16 protein-coding genes are annotated in these 18,183 nt (G+C 72.7%); 6 read left to right on the top strand and 10 right to left on the bottom strand.

The genetic code is table 11. The features are described from left to right. Positions 1-78 precede the first annotated feature (78 nt). A complete protein-coding gene (locus tag OG370_RS20910) occupies positions 79-2,004 on the bottom strand; it encodes an SDR family oxidoreductase (protein WP_443060877.1) in 1,926 nt (641 codons plus the stop codon). 214 nt (positions 2,005-2,218) lie between these two features. Between OG370_RS20910 and OG370_RS20905 the strand changes: the two genes are divergently transcribed. The 5 genes from OG370_RS20905 to OG370_RS20885 all read left to right on the top strand — a co-directional run bounded on the left by OG370_RS20905 (position 2,219) and on the right by OG370_RS20885 (position 6,728). Next, on the top strand, positions 2,219-3,184 hold the full coding sequence (locus OG370_RS20905; RefSeq protein ID WP_328466477.1) for an ABC transporter ATP-binding protein: 966 nt from the start codon (positions 2,219-2,221) through the stop codon (positions 3,182-3,184). Then, positions 3,181-4,080: an ABC transporter permease gene (locus OG370_RS20900; protein WP_328466475.1), complete on the top strand. Its 900-nt coding sequence runs from the start codon at positions 3,181-3,183 to the stop codon at positions 4,078-4,080. Before OG370_RS20905 ends, OG370_RS20900 begins: the two co-directional genes overlap by 4 nt. Continuing rightward, on the top strand, positions 4,077-4,994 hold the full coding sequence (locus OG370_RS20895) for an ABC transporter ATP-binding protein (protein ID WP_328466473.1): 918 nt from the start codon (positions 4,077-4,079) through the stop codon (positions 4,992-4,994). Before OG370_RS20900 ends, OG370_RS20895 begins: the two co-directional genes overlap by 4 nt. 12 nt (positions 4,995-5,006) lie before the next feature. Next, complete coding sequence (locus OG370_RS20890) at positions 5,007-5,798, top strand: ABC transporter permease (protein WP_328466471.1); 792 nt, start codon at positions 5,007-5,009, stop codon at positions 5,796-5,798. A 72-nt stretch (positions 5,799-5,870) separates the two neighbouring features. Beyond that, complete coding sequence (locus tag OG370_RS20885) at positions 5,871-6,728, top strand: rhomboid-like protein (protein ID WP_328466469.1); 858 nt, start codon at positions 5,871-5,873, stop codon at positions 6,726-6,728. Here the strand turns inward: OG370_RS20885 and OG370_RS20880 are convergent. The 9 genes from OG370_RS20880 to OG370_RS20840 form a co-directional block, all read right to left on the bottom strand. Continuing rightward, complete coding sequence (locus OG370_RS20880) at positions 6,706-7,557, bottom strand: HAD family hydrolase (RefSeq protein WP_328466467.1); 852 nt, start codon at positions 7,555-7,557, stop codon at positions 6,706-6,708. The two genes, OG370_RS20885 and OG370_RS20880, sit on opposite strands and share 23 nt — an antisense overlap. After that, positions 7,554-8,852: a serine--tRNA ligase gene (gene serS / locus OG370_RS20875; protein WP_328466465.1), complete on the bottom strand. Its 1,299-nt coding sequence runs from the start codon at positions 8,850-8,852 to the stop codon at positions 7,554-7,556. Before serS ends, OG370_RS20880 begins: the two co-directional genes overlap by 4 nt. Before the next feature lie 656 nt (positions 8,853-9,508). Continuing rightward, positions 9,509-10,438 (bottom strand): prephenate dehydratase, encoded by a 930-nt coding sequence (gene pheA / locus OG370_RS20870; RefSeq protein ID WP_328466463.1) that lies wholly within the window; start codon positions 10,436-10,438, stop codon positions 9,509-9,511. 146 nt (positions 10,439-10,584) lie between these two features. Further along, entirely contained in the window at positions 10,585-11,928 is a 1,344-nt protein-coding gene (efeB, locus tag OG370_RS20865) for an iron uptake transporter deferrochelatase/peroxidase subunit (RefSeq protein ID WP_443060719.1), read from the bottom strand. After that, complete coding sequence (locus OG370_RS20860) at positions 11,925-14,087, bottom strand: copper resistance protein CopC (RefSeq protein ID WP_328466461.1); 2,163 nt, start codon at positions 14,085-14,087, stop codon at positions 11,925-11,927. The genes efeB and OG370_RS20860 overlap by 4 nt, the downstream gene beginning before the upstream one ends. Before the next feature lie 7 nt (positions 14,088-14,094). Next, the gene (locus OG370_RS20855) at positions 14,095-14,652 is read right to left on the bottom strand and encodes a copper chaperone PCu(A)C (protein ID WP_328466459.1); all 558 of its coding nucleotides are present in this window, start codon (positions 14,650-14,652) and stop codon (positions 14,095-14,097) included. Then, entirely contained in the window at positions 14,649-15,308 is a 660-nt protein-coding gene (locus OG370_RS20850) for an SCO family protein (RefSeq protein ID WP_328466457.1), read from the bottom strand. The genes OG370_RS20855 and OG370_RS20850 overlap by 4 nt, the downstream gene beginning before the upstream one ends. A gap of 88 nt (positions 15,309-15,396) precedes the next feature. Then, a complete protein-coding gene (locus tag OG370_RS20845; protein ID WP_328466455.1) occupies positions 15,397-16,215 on the bottom strand; it encodes a YcnI family copper-binding membrane protein in 819 nt (272 codons plus the stop codon). 243 nt (positions 16,216-16,458) lie between these two features. Then, positions 16,459-17,331, bottom strand: coding sequence for a hypothetical protein (locus tag OG370_RS20840; protein WP_328466453.1), 873 nt, complete (start codon positions 17,329-17,331; stop codon positions 16,459-16,461). Between the two features lie 370 nt (positions 17,332-17,701). Between OG370_RS20840 and OG370_RS20835 the strand changes: the two genes are divergently transcribed. Then, entirely contained in the window at positions 17,702-18,145 is a 444-nt protein-coding gene (locus OG370_RS20835; RefSeq protein WP_328466451.1) for an ATP-binding protein, read from the top strand. Positions 18,146-18,183: the final 38 nt, after the last annotated feature.

Genomic DNA, 18,183 nt, shown 5'->3' with positions numbered 1-18,183 from the left:
GGGTTCTGCGGGTGGGGGATCGGGACGGACGAGGGCGGCGATGTGGGCAGGGGCCCGGTCGGGCTGACGGGCAGCCGGTTACATCGGCGGATCGACCCGGGCGAGCGCGCGCAGCGCACCCGGGGACATCCGCGACAGCAGCCGCGCACCGCGCGCCTCGGGTGTGACCGGGACGACCGCGGTGTCCCGGCGCACCGCGCGCACCACGGCCCGGGCGACCTTCTCCGGCGGGTAGTTGCGCAAGGCGTACAGCTTGGCGCTCTTGGCCCGGCGCCGCTCCTGCTCCTCGTCGCTGACGCCCGCGTGCCGTGCGCTGCCGGTGATCGCGGTGTTGACCAGGCCGGGGCAGATCGCGCTCACCCCGATGCCGTGCGGGGCGAGTTCGGCCCGCAGGCACTCGCTGAGCATCAGCACGGCGGCCTTCGAGGTGCTGTACGCGGGCAGGGCGCGGGAGGGCTGGAAGGCGGCGGCCGACGCGGTGTTGACGATGTGGCCGCCCTGGCCGCGCTCGGCCATCTGGCGGCCGAAGAGCCGGCAGCCGTGGATGACGCCCCACAAGTTGACGTCCAGTACCTGCTTCCAGTCCTCCGGGGTGGTGTCGAGGAAGGCGCCGGCCAGCCCGATTCCCGCGTTGTTCACCACCACGTCGGGCACTCCGCGCAGGTCGGCGGTGCGGGCGGCGAACTTCTCCATCGCGTCGGCGTCCGCGACGTCGACCACCTCGGGCCAGGCGTCGGGCGCGCCGGCCCGGCGGGCGGCCGCCGCGGTCGAGGCGGCGCCCTCCGCGTCCCGGTCCACCGCGACCACCCGCGCACCGGCCTCGGCGAAGGCGAGCGCGGTCGCCTTCCCGATGCCGCTGCCGGCGCCGGTGACCACCACCAGTTGCCCGGCGAACCGCTCGCGTGCGGCCGGCAGGCCCCGGCCGAGCACGGTCCGCACAGCGGGGCCCGGTCCAGGGTCGTCGAGAGCGGCCTCACCCTCGGTGGCGGCCACGAAGTCCGTGATCCAGCGGGCCAGTTGGTCCGGCCGGGACCGCGGCACCCAGTGCTTGGCCGGCAGGGTGCGGCGGGTCAGCTGAGGCACCCAGCGGTCGAGGTCGTCGTAGAGCCGCTCGGACAGGAAGGCGTCGCGGGTGGGGGTGATCAGCAGGACCGGCACGTGGGCGACGGGGTCGGGGCGCGGGTGGCCGAGCCGGCGCCGGATGTTGTCGCGGTAGAGCCAGGCGCCGTGCGCGGCGTCCTGCGGGAGAGAGGCGGTCGGATAGCCGTCGGAGGGGACCTTCTCGGCCCGGGCGAGCATCTTGGGCCACTGCTTGCCGAGCGGTCCCCGCCAGGCCAGCTCGGGCAGCACGGGGGTGTGCAGGGCGCCGACGTACCACGACTTGGCTCCCTGGCCGAGGAGTTGGGCGACGCGGCGCGGGGTGGGGCGGTGCAGGCGACGGTTGATCCAGTGGCCGAAGTGGTCGAGGCTCGGGCCGGAGATCGAGGTGAAGGAGGCGATCCGGCCCTCGGCGGCGGGCACGGTGGCGAACTCCCAGCCCTGCACGGAGCCCCAGTCGTGGCCGACCAGGTGCACCGGGCGGTCCGGGCTGACCGCACGGACGACCGCGAGGAAGTCCTCGGTCAGCTTCTCCAGGGTGAAGCCGCCCCTGAGCGGGCTCGGCGCGGAGGAGCGGCCGTGCCCCCGCACGTCGTAGCTCACCACGTGGAAGCGGTCGGAGAGCCGCTCGGCGACCGGCGACCAGACTTCCTTGCTGTCCGGATAGCCGTGCACCAGCATCACGGTCGGCGGGCCGCCGGGCGCGGCGGCCGCACCTCGCTCGGTCACGCACAGCCGCACGCCGCCGGCGCCGGTCACGAACCGCTCCCGCACCGGACCGCGCGCCGGCTCGGCGCCGTCCGACTCCGTGTCAAGGCTCGCGCCCGCGTCAGCGCCCGTTGCCCGGCCCGCGTCCTCCGCGCCACTCCCGCCGTCCGTCCCGCCCGTTCCGTCCGTCCCACCCATGCCGTCCACGCCGTCACCGCCCCCAGCACCGATCAACACTGTCAGTGATCAATGTGACATCGACCGATGGCAGCGTCAAGACCTCCGACCCCGACCCGTAGGCACTTTCACCCGATCGGGTGCCGACCCCTACGGGTGGTCAGCCGTGAGTCGTACACGAAGCACCGCCCCGCGGGCGACGCGTGGGCCTTGCGTTTGCCACTACGGTCGAGCCGTGACTGTGATCGCTACCGAGAGCCTGAGCAAGCGGTACCCGAGGGTGACCGCGCTCGACCGGCTGACCGTGGACATCACGCCCGGTGTGACCGGGCTGGTGGGCGCCAACGGAGCCGGCAAGTCGACCCTGATCAAGATCCTGCTGGGACTCGCCCCGGCCTCCGAGGGCCGTGCCACCGTGCTCGGCCGCGACGTGGCCACGGACGGTGCCGAGATCAGGGCCCTGGTGGGCTACATGCCCGAGCACGACTGCCTCCCGCCGGACGTCTCGGCGACCGAGTTCGTGGTGCACATGGCCCGCATGTCGGGCCTGCCGCCCACCGCGGCCCGCGAGCGCACCGCCGACACGCTGCGGCACGTCGGCCTGTACGAGGAGCGCTACCGCCCGATGGGCGGCTACTCCACGGGCATGAAGCAGCGCGTCAAACTCGCCCAGGCGCTGGTGCACGACCCCGAGTTGGTGCTGCTCGACGAGCCGACCAACGGCCTCGACCCGGTCGGCCGTGACGACATGCTCGGGCTGATCCGCCGCGTGCACAGCGACTTCGGCATCTCGGTGCTCGTCACCTCGCACCTGCTCGGGGAGTTGGAGCGCACCAGCGACCACATCGTCGTCATCGACGGTGGCAAGTTGCTGCGGGCGTCGTCCACCAGCGACTTCACCCAGACCACCGGCTCCCTCGCCGTCGAGGTCACCGATCGCGAGGACGACCTGCTTGCCGCGCTGACCGGCGCGGGGCTGACCGCCCAGGGCGCCGGCCACCTGCTGATGGTCGACATCGCGGGTGACGAGACGTACGACACCGTCCGCGACGCGGTGGCCGTCCTCGGCGTCGGCCTGGTCCGCATGGAACAGCGCCGCCACCGGATCGCCGAACTCTTCGCGGACACGGACACGGACGCCGGTACCGACACCGACGCGCACGCACCCGTCCCCGCGGGCACAGGAAGGAACGCCCGGTGACCCAGCCCGACCTGACGCCCACGGACGTCATCCACGACATCGGCTACCGGTCGTACGACGGGCCCCGTCTCGGCCGCGCCTACGCCCGCAAGTCGCTCTACGTGCAGAGCCTGCGCGGCGCGTACGGCCTCGGCCGCAGCGCCAAGTCCAAGGTGCTGCCGATGCTGCTGCTCGCCGTGATGTGCCTGCCGGCACTGATCCTCGTCGCGGTCACGATCGTCACGAACCGCAACGACCTGCCGCTCCAGTACACCCGCTACGCGATCGTGCTCCAGGCGGTCATCACGCTCTTCGTCGCCTCCCAGGCACCCCAGGCCGTCTCGCGCGACCTGCGCTTCAAGACCACCCCGCTGTACTTCTCGCGGCCGATCGAGGCCGTCGACTACGTGGCCGCGAAGTTCGCCGCGCTGGCCTCGGCGCTGTTCCTGCTGACCGCGCTCCCCCTGCTGATCCTCTACATCGGCGCGCTGCTGGCGAAGCTCAGCTTCGGCCACCAGACCGCCGGGTTTGCGAAGGGCCTGGTGTCCATAGCCGTCCTGTCCCTGCTGTTCGCCGGCATCGGGCTGGTGATCGCGGCCGTCACCCCGCGCCGGGGCTTCGGAGTCGCCGCGGTGATCACCCTGTTCGTGATCACCTACGGCGCCGTCTCCGCGGTGCAGGGCGTCGCGTTCAACCAGGAGAAGTGGCACGTCATCGGCTGGCTCGGGCTGTTCTCGCCGATCACCCTGATCGACGGCTTCCAGACCTGGTTCCTGGACGCCACCTCCGCCTTCCCGAATGCGGCGGGACCGCCCAACGCGGCGGCCGGGATCGCGTATCTGCTGGTCATCATGGCGATCCTGGCGGGCAGCTTCGGGCTGCTGATGCGCCGCTACCAGAAGGCGGGCCTTTCATGACCACCATCGGCATCAACACGGTCTCCCGCTGGTTCGGCAACGTGGTGGCGGTCAACGACATCACCATGACCATCGGTCCGGGCGTCACCGGGCTGCTGGGCCCCAACGGCGCGGGCAAGTCCACGCTCATCAACATGATGGCCGGCTTCCTCGCCCCCTCCGGCGGCAGCGTCACCCTCGACGGCGCCGTCATCTGGCGCAACGAGCAGGCGTACCGCGAGATCGGCATCGTGCCCGAACGCGAGTCGATGTACGACTTCCTGACCGCACGCGAGTTCGTCGTCGCCAACGCCGAACTGCACGGCCTGGCCGACCCCGGCGCCGCCGCCCAGCGCGCCCTGGCCACGGTGGAGATGGAATACGCCCAGGACCGGCGGATCGAGACCTACAGCAAGGGCATGCGGCAGCGCGCCAAGATGGCGTCGGCGCTGGTGCACGACCCGTCGGTGCTGCTGCTCGACGAGCCGTTCAACGGCATGGACCCGCGCCAGCGGCTGCACCTGATGGACCTGTTGCGCGCCATGGGCGCGGACGGCAGGACCGTGCTGTTCTCCTCGCACATCCTGGAGGAGGTCGAGCAACTCGCCCACCACATCGAGGTCGTGGTGGCCGGACGGCACGCCGCCTCCGGCGACTTCCGCAAGATCCGCCGGCTGATGACCGACCGCCCGCACCGCTACCTCGTACGCTCCAGCGATGACCGTGCGCTCGCCTCCGTGCTCATCGCGCACGGCTCCACCGCGGGCATCGAGCTGGACCGCACCGAGCGGGCCCTGCGCATCCAGGCGATCGACTTCGCCGGCTTCACCGAGTACCTGCCGAGGATCGCCCGCGACCACGGCATCCGGCTGTACGCGGTCTCGCCGTCCGACGAGTCGTTGGAAAGCGTGTTTTCCTACCTGGTCACGGCGTAAGGAGCGACCGACATGTCCACCACCTCCGCGCTCCCCGACGCGCCCGCCGCCAAGCCGGCGGCCCCCCGCACCGGCGGTCCGGTGTTCTACCACCCCACCGTGGCCAGGCTCACCTACCGCGCGCTGCTCGGCCGCCGCCGCGCCCTGCTGCTGTTCGGGCTGCCCGCGCTGCTGCTGGTAATCTGCGCCGCCGTGCGCGCCCTGGCCGGCGCCGACGACGGCACCGCCAACGACATACTCCAGGGCTTCGCGCTCAGCTCCATGCTGCCGCTGCTCGGCGTCATCGCCGGCACCGGCGCGATCGGCCCCGAGATCGACGACGGCGCCATCGTCTACCTGCTCGCCAAGCCGATCAGGCGCTCCACGATCATCTCCACCAAGCTGCTCGTCGCCATCGGCGTCACCCTCGTCTTCTCCGCGATCCCCACCCTGCTCGCGGGTTACCTGCTCAACGCCAACGGCCAGAACATCGCGGTGGCCTACGGCATCGCCACCGCGGTCGCGTCCGTCGCCTACTCGGCGATCTTCCTGCTGCTCGGGGTGTTCACCCGGCACGCGGTCGTCGTCGGCCTGGTCTACGCGCTGGTGTGGGAGACGGTGATCGGCAACCTCGTGTCCGGCGCCCAGACGCTCAGCGTGCAGCAGTGGGCGCTCGCTGTCGGGGCGAAGGCCGCGCACGGCGACCTGGTCAGCTCGGCGGTGTCGCTGCCGACCGGGATCATCCTGCTGATCGTGGTCACGGTCGCGGCCACCTGGTACGCGGCGCGCCGGCTGAGCACCCTGAAGCCGGTGGGCGACGAGTAAGGCGGCGAACGCACCCGCCCGGCCAGTGCGTCCATCCGGCGGCTCACAGCGAACCGTCCGAGACTGGAGGGGATGGCCCAGGACTCCTCGCACAGCACCCCGCCGCCTCAGGGCCGCGCCGCCGGATCGGTCGCCCCGTGTCACCGGGTCACACCCGGCGACGCGGGGCGCGCTGCTGTCGCCTGGGTCCGCTCCACCCCGGGCACGCACATTTGGCTGCTGATCATCCTGCTCACCAGCGGGATCGCCGCGCTGCTGCCGGCGGACGTGCGCTCGCACGTACTGCACCATGTCAGCACCAACCTGGTGGAGCTGCGAGCGCATCCGATCCGGGTGCTGATCGCCAGCGCGCTGTGGATACAGAGTCCGTCCGGTCTCGCCGTGTACGTGGTGCTCTTCGAGGTGGTGCACGCCACCGCGGAACGCTGGCTCGGCACCGCGCGCTGGCTGGCGACCGCAGCCGTCGCGCACGTGGGCGCCACGCTGCTCAGCCAGAAGGCGGTCTTCCTCGACATCCGGGACAACCGCCTGCCGCACTCCCTGGCGCACACCGTGGACATCGGGGTCAGCTACGGCCTCGCCGGGGTCGCCGGGGTCCTCACCTACCGGCTGCCGCGCCGCGTCCGCCGGCCCTACGCGGTGGCGCTGATCGGCTTCTTCGGCTATCGCCTGGTGGCCGGTGACACCTTCACCGACCTCGGCCACTTCACGGCGGTGCTGATCGGGCTGTGCTGCTACGCCCTGACGCCGCTGCCGCCCACCCCTGCCGCGCACGCTCCGGTATCCGACAGCGGTACGGCCGACAGCGGTACGGCCGACGGAAGGGCGGCCGGGTGGGAGGACAGCCGCCGGGACCGCCGGTGGGCGCTCCCCGCAATCCCCTGCGTACGGACCCGGGCCGCGTGCCTCAGGAGGCGGCGGCGCCCATGAGCCGCTCCAGGACCACCGCGATGCCGTCCTCGTCGTTGGAGAGCGTGATCTCGTCGGCCACGGCCTTGAGGTCAGGGTGGGCGTTGGCCATCGCCACGCTGTGCCCGGCCCAGCGGAACATCGGCACGTCGTTGGGCATGTCGCCGAAGGCGATGGTCTGCGCCGCGGTGACGCCCAGCCGCCGGGCGGCCAGCGACAGCCCGGTCGCCTTGGTGAGACCGAGGGGCAGCAGTTCCACGATGCCCTGCCCGGCCATGACGACGCCCACCATGTCGCCGGCGACCGCGCGGGCTGCGTCGGCGAGCGCGTCGTCGTCGAGTTCGTGGTGCTGGATGTAGAGCTTGTTGATGGGCTCGGCCCACAGCACGTCGGTGCCGGTCATGTGGATGACCGGGAGTTCGGGGTTGTAGATGTATCCGTTGCCGACCAGCACCTCGCCGTCGAGGCCGTCCCGGCTGGCCGCCAGGGCGACCGGGCCGACCTCCGCCTCGATCTTGGCCAGTGCCACCGCGGCGAGCTTGCGGTCCAGCGTCACGGAGGTGAGCAGCCGGCCCGTGCCCGCGTCGTACACCTGCGCGCCCTGGCCGCAGACGGCGAGCCCCTGGTAACCGAGGTCCTCCAGGACATGCCGGGTCCAGGGCACCGAGCGGCCGGTGACGATGATGTGCGCCGCGCCCGCGGCGGTCACCGCGGCGAGCGCGGCGCGGGACCGCCGCGAGACGGTGCTGTCCTCGCGCAGCAGGGTGCCGTCCAGGTCGGTGGCGACCAGCTGGTACGGCAGCGGCCCGGTGGCGGAGCCGCCGGCCGTACCCGGCTCGGAGGCGGTCACTTGGCGGCGGGGTTCGCACCGGTGGCCGGGGGCTCCAGGACGTCGCGCCCGCCCAGGTAAGGCCGCAGGACCTCGGGCACCCGGACCGAGCCGTCGGCCTGCTGGTGGTTCTCCAGCAGGGCGACGATGGTGCGGGTCACCGCGCACAGGGTGCCGTTGAGGGTGGCCAACGGCCGGGTGCCGTCGCTGTCGCGCATCCGGATGCCGAGCCGCCGGGCCTGGAACTGCGTGGTGTTGGAGGTGGAGGTCAGCTCGCGGTACTTGCCCTGGGTCGGAATCCACGCCTCGCAGTCGAACTTGCGCGACGCCGAGGAGCCCAGGTCGCCCGAGGCCAGCTCGATCACCTGGAACGGCAGCTCCAGCGACGTCAGCCACTGCTTCTCCCACGCCAGCAACCGCTGGTGCTCGGCCTCGGCCTCCTCCGGCGTGGTGTAGACGAACATCTCGACCTTGTCGAACTGGTGCACCCGGAAGATGCCGCGGGTGTCCTTGCCGTACGAGCCGGCCTCCCGCCGGTAGCAGGCGGAGAAGCCCGCGTAGCGCAGCGGCAGCCTGGACGCCTCGATGATCTCGTCCATGTGGTAGGCGGCGAGCGGGACCTCGGAGGTGCCGACCAGGTAGAGGTCGTCCTTCTCCAGGTAGTACACGTCGTCCTCGACCTGGCCCAGGTAACCGGTGCCCGCCATGGCGGCGGGCCTTACCAGGTTCGGGGTGAGCATCGGGGTGAAGCCCGCGGCGGTGGCCTGCGCGATGGCGGCGTTGACCAGGGCCAGCTCCAGCAGCGCGCCGATGCCGGTGAGGTAGTAGAAGCGCGAGCCGGACACCTTGGCACCGCGGTCGGTGTCGATCGCGCCGAGCAGCTCGCCCAGCTCCAGGTGGTCCTTGGGGGCGAAGCCCTCGGCGGAGAAGTCCCGGGGGGTGCCGACGGTCTCGACGACGACGAAGTCCTCCTCGCCGCCGATCGGGACGTCCGGGTGCACCACGTTGCCCAGGCGCAGCAGAAGCTGCTGGGCCTGCTCGGCGGCCTCCTGCTGCTCGGCGTCCGCGGACTTGACCGAATCGGCCAGTTCCTTGGTGCGCTTGAGCAGGTCGGCCCGCTCGTCGCCCTGCGCCTTGGAGACCAGCCGGCCGAGTTGCTTCTGCTCGGCGCGCAGTTCGTCGAAACGGGTACTGGAGGACCTGCGCCGCTCGTCGGCGGAGAGCAGCGCGTCGACGAGCGCGACGTCCTCTCCACGGGCGCGCTGCGAGGCGCGCACTCGGTCGGGGTCCTCACGAAGCAGACGAAGGTCAATCACGGTCCACAGGCTACCGGGCGGCGGTCGGATGCGGCGACAACTTAAAGGCGTAATGCGAGCAATGTCCGGTTCGCTGGAAAAGCGAAGGAAGGAGGAGAAGATGGCGATAACGTCGTTCGTCAACGCAATTCCGACCATCCCTCCCCGGGGTCAGCCGGCCTGTGGAGAACCGGAGTTGATCCACAGCGGAGGGTGGCGCCAGGGGCGTTCCCAGCCCCTCTCCGGCCGAGTTATCCACAGGGAGTGGGGAAATCCCGGCCGGTTGTCCACAGGTTGTGGGGAAGATCTGTGGAGAAGTGGCGAGATCATTTCCCGGGCTCTGTGTCCGGCTATGGATTCCCCGCGCAAACCCGTTCCACACTCCCTTTCGAGTGAGATGCGTTCCCCCGGGAGGATGGCGAGGGGGATTTGGGGTGACGCGGGGTGAGGTGTCGCCCTCCGGGGCGACTTGGTGTCTGTGTACCAATTTGTCGACTTGGTCGGCTTCCTCTGTCGACTTGTCCCCAGTTACCCACAGGCCGTGCGCCGAGCCTGTGGATAACTCGGTGGACAACTCGCAAGATGGCTGGTGGGCAAAGCCAAGGCGAACGCCAGGCGACCGGGTGGGCGGTCACCTTCCGTCATGTCAGGGCCTGGATTTTGGCGGCGGGCCTGCCTCAGGCGCGCCCGTCGAGCGCCCGGTTCAGCCAGTCCGCGGCCTTGCTGAACTCCTCGTCGCTCGCGCCGCGGCGTACCTCCGGCGCGATCCCGTCGGCCCGCGGGTACGACCCGAGCAGCCGCACCTTCAGGCAGCGCCGGTGCAGCCCGAGCAGCGTCTCGCTCACCCGCCGGTCGGTCAGGTGGCCCTCGGCGTCGACCGAGAAGCAGTACTGCCCCAGGCCCTCACCGGTCGGCCGGGACTCGATCCGCATCAGGTTCACCCCGCGGATCGCGAACTCCTGGAGCAGGTCGAGCAGCGCGCCGGGGTGGTCGTCGCGCAGCCAGAACACCGCCGACGTCTTGTCCGCGCCGGTGGGCGCCGCCAGCCGGGCCGGCTTGCCGACCAGCACGAAGCGGGTGGTCGCGTTCGAGGCGTCGTGGATCTCGGTGGCCAGCGGTTCGAGGCCGTACGTCGGGGCGGCGAACTCGCCGGCGAAGGCGCCGTCGTAGCGGGACTCCTGGACCAGCCGGGCGCCGTCCGCGTTCGAGGCGGCCGACTCCCACACCGCGTCCGGAAGGTGCTTCGACAACCACTGCCTGACCTGCACCTGGGCGGCCGGGTGGCCGGTCACCGTCTTCACGTCGGACAGCTTCGTGCCCGGCCGGACCAGCAGGGCGAACGCGATCGGCAGCAGCACCTCGCGGTAGATCATCAGCGGGGCGCCGAACGCCAGCTCGTCGAGGGTGGTGGTGATGCCGCCCTCCACCGAGTTCTCGATCGGCACCAGCGCGCCGCCCGCCTCACCGGTGCGTACCGCGTCCAGCGCGGCGGCCACCGACACCATCGGGACCAGCTCGCGGGTGGCGGACTCGGGCAGCGTGCGCAGCGCCGCCTCGGTGAAGGTGCCCTCAGGTCCCAGATACGTGTAACGGCTCGCCGGCGACATGAGTTCAGCCTAACGGCCCACACGGGCGGCCCCGTCCGTCTCGTAAGCTTGTTCGCAAGGCTCCGCACGAACGTACGAGACGCGCGACCGCCCAGCGCCGGGCCCTCGCGCGTCAGCCCTCCCGCCTTGCGGGGCCCGCCGGCTCGTCAGCCCTCCAGCAGGCGCTGGCCGACGTACTCCCCCTTCCCCGCCCCGCCCGGCACCGCGAAGAGCCCGCTCGTCTCGTGGCGCAGGAAGCGGGACAGCCCGTCGGCGCCGTCGAGCTTGCGCTGGACCGGCACGAAGCCCGTCAGCGGGTCGGCCTGCCAGGCGACGAAGAGCAGCCCGGCGTCCGGAGTGCCGTCGGTGCCGATGCCGTCGTGGTAGGAGAAGGCGCGGCGCAGCATGGCCGCGCCGCTGTTCGACGCGGGGGCGGCCAGCCGGATGTGGGCGTCGCCCGCGATCGCCAGAGATCGGTCCGGGTTGATCTTGTCGAGCTGCACCGGTGTGGTCTCGACACCGCCGGACAGCGGCGCGCCGTCGGACTTGCGGCGCCCCACCACCCGCTCCTGCTCGGCCACCGACAGGCGGTCCCAGGTGTCCAGCAGCATCCTGATCCGCCGGACGACCGCGTACGAGCCGCCCGCCATCCAGTCGGGAATGCCGGTCGCCGGCACGAAGATCCGCTTGTCGAAGTCCGGGTCGGACGGCTTGGGGTTGTTGGTGCCGTCGATCTGCCCCATGAGGTTGCGCGCGGTGCGGGGCCGGTCGGTCGCACCGGGGGTGCGGTTGAACCCGTTCATCTGCCAGCGCACGGTCGCGGTGCCGCTCGCCGCCTTCTGCAGCACCCGCAGCGCGTGGAAGGCGACCAGCGCGTCGTCGGCGCCGATCTGCACCCACAGGTCGCCGTTGCTGCGCTTGGGGTCGAGGTGGTCCGAGGGGAAGTCGGGCAGCGGCGCCAGCGCGGCCGGCAGCTTCGACGTCAGCCCGGTCCGCCCGAAGAAGCTGCGCCCGAACCCGAAGGTGACGGTCAGCGAGGACGGCCCCGCGTCGTCGGCGACCTGGTCGTCGTACGCCGCGGGGGTGGCGGGGCGACCGGCCGCGGTCATCTCCCGCACCGCGTCCGACCAGCGCCGCAGCAGCGCGGCCGCCGCACGGCGGTCCGCGCCGGCCACCAGGTCGAAGGCGGCCAGATGGCCGCGGGCCTGAGCGGGCTGCACGATCCCGGCCTGCCGGGTGCCCTCGAACGGGATGTGCGCCGAGCCGACCGTCGTCAGCGCGGTCGGCTCGTCCCGGGTGCCGGCCGCCACGGCGGCGCCCGCACCGCCGCCGACCACGAGCCCGGCCGCCCCGGCCGCGCCCGCGGTGCCCAGCAGCCGCCGACGGCTGACCCCGGGCCGGGCCGCGTCCTGCTCGGAGCCCTGCCCTGAGCCCTGCCCGGGGTTCTGCTCGGCCGGCTTGCGGACGGCCTGTCCGGCGGTGCGCCCCGCCGCCTTGTTCGTGGCACTCACGACGTGACCTTCACATTCTTCGTCTCCGTCACCTCGTCGATGTCCGAGGTGCGGACGGTGACCGACATCTGCCAGGTGCCGGGCAGCGGCAACTGCGCCGCGCTCGCCGTCCACTTGCCGGTGCCCACGTGCGTGAGCGTGATCGGGATCGGGCCGAGGTTCTGTGCGGGCAGCGTGAACGCCAGCCGCACCTCGGGCACGTCGACCGGGGTGCCGGCCGCGCCGTTGATCACCAACTGCACCTGGTTGGGGGTCGCGGCCCGCCCGGGGGTCACCGTGATCTCCGCGGTGCCCTTCCCCTTCGGGCCGCCGGTGTCGTACGGCACCGTGACCGCGATCCGGCCCTGCCCCGAGGGTGCGGTGCCCGTGCCTGTGCCCGAGGACGCGGACGGTGCGGGTGCCAGGGCCTTCTGCTCCTCCGCGGCCCGCCCCGGCTGGGAGCCGGACAGGATCGTGGTCACCCCGAGCAGCACCACGGCCACCGCCGCCTCGGCCAGTACCGAGCGGCGCAGCGCGCCGCGGAAGGGGTCGGCGTCCAGGACCTTCCTGGCCCGCGCCGCGCTACGGGCGGCCTGCTGCCGGCGCAGTTGCGCGGCCCGGGCGTTGTCGGCCCCACCCGCACCGCCGCTTCCGGACGCCGCACCCGCCTTGGCGCCCGCGGTCGCGGCGGTCCCGTCCGTACGGTCCGTGGCCGCCGCCACCGGCTCGCGTACGCCCTGCGCCACCACGGTGCCGGCCGAGGCCGTGGCCGCCGCGGAAGCGGAAGCCGTGGTCGAAGCCGACGCCGAAGCGGAGCCCGAAGCCGAAGCCGTGGCCGGTGCCTGCCCGAGCCGCGCGGTCCAGCGCCGGGAGAACCAGGCGATGGCCACCAGCGCGCACACCAGCCCGATCTTGATCAGCAGCGTCCGCCCGTAGGAGGTGCCGGTGAAGGCCCGCCAACTGCCCATCTGCCGCCACGCCTGGTAGACGCCGGTGCCGACCAGCAGCGTGATCGCGGTGAGCCCGATCAGCGAGAAGCGGCGCACCGCGTACGCCTCGATCGGGCGGCTCGCGACCGAGGGAGCCCACAGCGCGGTCAGCAAGGTGATCAGACCGCCCAGCCAGACCGCCATGGACAGCAGGTGGACCACGTCGACCGGCATCGCGACCTGGTGCTGGATGCCCACCGAGGCGTGCTCGGCCATCGCCCAGGTCGCCGCGATGCCGACCGCGATCACGGTGCCGCCGATGCCCAGCCCCCAGGCGAGGTCCGCGCGTTCCTCCGGGTCCTCCCGTCTGGCGTACGACCCGAACAGCACCGCCAGGAACACCGCGGCGGCCGCGAGCAGCAGCAGCCGGGACAGCAGCGCCGCCCCGGGTCTGGTCTGGAGCTGGTCGCGCATCACCCCGAGGTCGAGCGCCTGCCCGAGCCCCTTGCCGTTGACGTACGGCCCGCGCAGCAGCAGCAACGCGATCGTGGAGGCGGCCATCGCCACCCAGCCGGTCGCCGCGATCCGCTGGAGCGGGCGCAGCAGCGCGCCGCGCGGCCAGCACACCGAGAGGAACACCGAGGCGCCGACCAGCAGTGCGAAGCCGGCGTACGCGACGTAGCGGCCGACGCCGTACAGGGTGCCGGCCGCGCCGCCGCCGCGCGCCGCGACGCCGGACAGGTCGACGTCCGTCCTGGAGGGGGCGCCGATGGAGAAGGTGAAGGCGCCGGCGACGGGGTGGCTGTCCTGGGAGATCGCCCGCCAGGCCACGGTGTAGGTGCCGTCGCCCAGGCCCGGTTTGAGGGCGACGGTCGAGGTGGCGCCGGAGTCCTTGCCCTGGGCGTGGCCCGGGGTGCCGACGGCGACGTTGGTGCCGTGCGGGTCGAGCACCCGCAGCGAGTCGTCGGACAGCAGCACGCCCTCGGAGTAGGTGAGCACCACCCGCTGCGGCGCCGTCTTGACCACCGACCCGTCGGCCGGGTCGGTACGGATCAGGGCGGCGTGCGCCGAGGCGGGCACCGCCGTGCCGAGCAGCAGCCCGACCAGCGCGCCGAGCCCCACGAGCAGCGCCGCCGCGCGCCGCGGCCAGGACCAGGCCGCCCGCGCCGCGAACGGACGCGTCCCGACCCGACGCCAACGCGACCCGGGCGGCCGGGCGCCCGGTTGCCGTACGTACGACCGTGTGTCCATCGGCTGTTCAGCCTCCTGGGTGGTACGTCGTCGGACGCACCGGCACGGTGACGGTCATCGTCGCCGGCGTGGCGTGCGCGAAGTGCAGGGTGAGCGTCACCTTGTCGCCCACCGCCGGCTTGTGGGTGAGGTCCTCCAGCATCACGTGGTTGCCGCCGGTGCTCAGCGTGAGCTTGCCGCCGGCCGGCACGGGCAGTGACATCACCTGCTGCATGGTGTCGCCGGCGGTGCGGTGCAGGGTGGCGTGCGCGGCCAGACCGCTGGTCACGGAGGTGAGTTGGGCCGCGGTGCCGCCGGTGTTGGTGACGGTGAAGTACGCGGCGGCCATGTCGGTCAGCAGCGGCTGCGGTATGTACCCACCGGTCACCGCGAGTTCGGCGGGGCGCGCGGACCTGGCGCCGGCCGCGGCGGCGGAGGTGTCCGCGGAACCCGTGGAGCCCGGCGAACCCGCCGAGGACGAGCAGCCGGTGAGCGCGATGGTGCCGCCGGTCGCCACCGCGGCGAGGGCCACCAGCGCGGCCGCGCCGGCCCGGGTGCGCCGCCCGGCGGACCTGGTCGCGATCACGACTTCTCACTCCTGATGATCTTCGGCAGCTCGCGCGTGTACTGGTCCGCGGTGGTGCCGGACATGTACACCACGTGCGCCTTGTTGTCCTTGGGCCAGAAGCCCAGCACCTCGGCGCCGTGGGTGACGGTGATGCTGCCGTCCTTCTCCTTCACCGGCGGGTCGATGCCGACGCCGAGCGAGCGGGCGGCGGCCTGGATCGTGCTGAACTTGCCGGTCAGACCGATGAAGCTCTTGTCGATCGCGCCGAGCCAGGCGTTCAGCCGGGCAGGGGTGTCGCGGTCGGGGTCGGAGGTGACGAAGACCACCTGGAGCTTGGCCTGATCGGCCGGGGACAGCTTCGACTTGGCCAGCGCGATGTCGCTCATGGTGGTCGGGCACACGTCGGGGCAGTGCGTGTAGCCGAAGTAGAGCAGCACGGGATGCCCGGCGGTCTGCTTGACCAGGTCGAACGACTTGCCGTGGTTGTCGGTCAGCACCAGGGAGGGCTTGGCGAACGGCGAGTCCAGGACGACACCCGGTCCCTGCGAGGCGTGGGTCGACACGACGGCAGCGGCGTTCGAACCGCTGCCGGACGACGAACCCCCGCACGCGGTGAGCAGGAGAGCGGCCGACGCGGTCACGGCGACTGCGCCGATTTTGACGGTGGTGCGCATGAGAGAAGTTCCTGTTCGCGAGTGCTCGAAGGGGCCGGGCGGCCGCGGTCCTATGGTGCGCGCACCGCGACCGCCCGGCGGAGGCCGGTCAGGCCGAGGGCGCGGAGGGGCCGTCGGAGGCGCCGCCCGCGGCACCCGTGGACGAGGCACCAGGCACCCCGGCGCCGGTCGCGGCCGTACGCCGCCGGCCGCCGTACACGCCGAAGCCGACGCCGATCACGCCGACCACGATCCCGGCCACGCCCAGGGCGCGAGCGGTGTCGTCGCTGCTGCTCGCCGACGCGGTGGTGGTCGCCGCGCCCTTGCCGCCGGCCGGCGGGGCCGCCGCGGGGCTGCCGGTCGTGGCGGGAGCGGCGCCGGAGTCGCTGCCCGCCGCGGTGAGCTTCAGGGTCGGTGCCGGGTTCTGCGGCTCGGGCTGCCCGGCCTGCGGGATCTCGATCCACCGCACCACGTTGCCGTCGCTGTAGGTCTGGAGCGCCTTGAACGACAGCGAGTCGGCGTTGTCCGGCAACGGCCCGAAGGAGACCGGGAACTGCTGGAACTGCCCCGGCTCGATCTTGCCGCCGGTCCAGGTGATCTTGGTGACGGCCGAGGTGACGGTGCCGTCGTCGGTCTTCAGCGGGGTGGTCAGCTTGGCCGTGGTGACCTTCGCCGTCCAGCCCGGCACGGGCTGGATCGACACCGAGGCGATCGGGTGGTCGGTCGGGAGGTTCACCTCCAGCTTGACGGTGGAGGCGTTGTCCTCCTCGCACGGCACCTTGAACGCGACGGTGCTGTAGCTGCCCTTGGCGGCCGAGCCCGGCTGCACGGTGACATGGGCGAAGGCGGGTACGGCGGCCAGCAGGACGGCGGAGCCGGCGAGCGCGGCGACGGTTGCGGCACGGCCGCGCATACGGGAACTGCTCATGGCAGGGGTATCTCCACGATGAAGTGGTGCGCTGACGGTGGACCGCGCACGGCAGCGTGCGCGGGGGGACGCGGGCAGCCCGCCCCGGACCCGCACGCGTACCCGTATCGGGGACCCCGGCCGTACGCGTGCGCGTACGGGCGTGTGATGCGGGGGACCGTCAGGGGTACGAGCGGTGCTCGTGGGAGGGCGGCCGGGCGACCGCGCGTCCGTCGGCGCTCCCGGTGGGGAGCCGACGCCGCGTCAGGCCGCCAGTGCGACCACCGGAGGACCGCGCCTGGCCAGGCAGTGCCGCAGCCAGACGGTACGGTGCCGGGCCGGCGCCGACCACGTGGCGCCCCGTATCGGGCGGCGGGCGCAGGGCACGGCGGCGGCGAGCGCCGCCAGCAGGACGCAGGCCCGGCGCAGCGCGGACGGTGCCAGCGAGGTCAGCCCCGCGGCGCCGCGCACCGACAGCCGGACCAGCCGCCACAGCGCGGCCTCACCGCGGCGCAGCAGCAACCCGGCGAGCACGGCGGCTAGCAGGTGCCCGAGCAGCATGGGACCCGAGAACATCGACAGCAGCATGCAGGGCAGCGACGCGTGGGAGCCGTGCGCGCCGGAGGAGCCGGCGAGCGTCGACATGCCCGGCATCAGCACGTCCCGCGGCTGCGTGGCGCCGCCGACCGCGGCGGGGTCGATCCCGGCCCGCAGCACGATCTGCCGAGCGGCCCCCGGGGAGAGTGCGGAGCTGCTGCCACCGCCGCCGCACACCAATCGGGCGGCGACGGCGATCAGCTCGTTCGTGGAGCCGCTCCGGGAGGAGCCGGTGACGGAGGCGCACATCTGCCCGGTGCTGAACACCGTGTGCAGGGCGAGTTGTCCGACGGCGAGCAGCGCGGTGATGCCCGGCAGCCCGCGCTCCCGGCCCGCCAGCGGCGCGACGACCGCGAAGGCCGCGAGCCAGCCGAGCGCCAGGGAGCCGGCCGGAACCGCACGATCCGACGCCATGGCGTGCCCGATCGCGGCGAGCAGCACGCAGACCGCGGTGAACACCGCGGTCCGCAGCAGTCGCATCCCGGCGCCCGCGCGCACGGTGGGCGCGGGTCGGCAGGAGTCGGAGGAAGGCGCAGCCATGACGGCGGTCATCATCTCACTGCCCGGTTCGCCCGCCTACGGCGCCCTTGCCGCCGCCCGCCCGCCGGGACCGCGCCGGGACCCTGTCGGCACTCCGCCGATGACACCGCCGATGCCCCGTCGATGACCCGCCGCGGACCCTGCTCGGGACGCGACCGGCGGGGCGATCCGGTACGCGGTACGGCCGTTGCCCGGGTCGACCGTGGCGGCGCCCGTCGGCGCGGGCGGTCTTGACAGCCGCGCCCCCTACACCGCCGCGTGCGGCTTCCGCATCCGCCGAATGAGCGGCATCACGTCAACATCACGCTTACGCCCGGGCTTTCGCGGCAATACGTAACCGTATGTCGAGCCGCAGCCAGGAGGCTGGAGCATGAGCATCTGGTGGTCACTCCATTTGCGGCGCGAGGCTGCGAGCGTTCCGCTGGCAAGGAGACTGCTGCTGGGGACCATGGAGACGGCCGGGGTCGACCCCGACATCTCCTTCGATCTCTCGGTGGCCCTCTCCGAGGCATGTGCGAACGCCGTGGAACACGCCGGTTCTGCCACGGGCTACAGCGTCACCGCCCAGATCGACGGCGACTGCTGCCGTATCGAGGTCGCCGACTCCGGGCCGGGCCTGCCCCACGACCACTTCCGCCTGCCGGCCCGGGCGCTGACCTTGCGGGGCCAGCAGGCCGAGCACGGCCGCGGACTGTTCCTGATCGAGGCCCTCGTCGACCATGTGCAGTTCCACGACCGCCCGGGGCATGGCACGGTCGTGGCGTTCGACAAGGTGCTCAAGTGGCGGGAGGACGCCCTGCTCAAGGCGTCCTGACCCGTCGCCGAAGCATCCGGCCCGCCGCGTCCGTCCCC

It is taken from the genome of Streptomyces sp. NBC_00448 (assembly GCF_036014115.1).
GTDB lineage: Bacteria > Actinomycetota > Actinomycetes > Streptomycetales > Streptomycetaceae > Actinacidiphila.
Note: the sequence above shows the minus strand (reverse complement) of the source record. Positions and strands in the feature narration are given on the sequence as shown.

Coding starts and splice junctions, on each gene's coding strand:
- OG370_RS20910 (WP_443060877.1), bottom strand. CDS start 2,004: ATGGGTGGGACGGACGGAACGGGCGGGACGGACGGCGGGAGTGGCGCG.
- OG370_RS20895 (WP_328466473.1), top strand. CDS start 4,077: ATGACCACCATCGGCATCAACACGGTCTCCCGCTGGTTCGGCAACGTG.
- OG370_RS20890 (WP_328466471.1), top strand. CDS start 5,007: ATGTCCACCACCTCCGCGCTCCCCGACGCGCCCGCCGCCAAGCCGGCG.
- OG370_RS20885 (WP_328466469.1), top strand. CDS start 5,871: ATGGCCCAGGACTCCTCGCACAGCACCCCGCCGCCTCAGGGCCGCGCC.
- pheA (WP_328466463.1), bottom strand. CDS start 10,438: ATGTCGCCGGCGAGCCGTTACACGTATCTGGGACCTGAGGGCACCTTC.
- OG370_RS20860 (WP_328466461.1), bottom strand. CDS start 14,087: ATGGACACACGGTCGTACGTACGGCAACCGGGCGCCCGGCCGCCCGGG.
- OG370_RS20850 (WP_328466457.1), bottom strand. CDS start 15,308: ATGCGCACCACCGTCAAAATCGGCGCAGTCGCCGTGACCGCGTCGGCC.
- OG370_RS20845 (WP_328466455.1), bottom strand. CDS start 16,215: ATGAGCAGTTCCCGTATGCGCGGCCGTGCCGCAACCGTCGCCGCGCTC.
- OG370_RS20840 (WP_328466453.1), bottom strand. CDS start 17,331: ATGGCTGCGCCTTCCTCCGACTCCTGCCGACCCGCGCCCACCGTGCGC.
- OG370_RS20835 (WP_328466451.1), top strand. CDS start 17,702: ATGAGCATCTGGTGGTCACTCCATTTGCGGCGCGAGGCTGCGAGCGTT.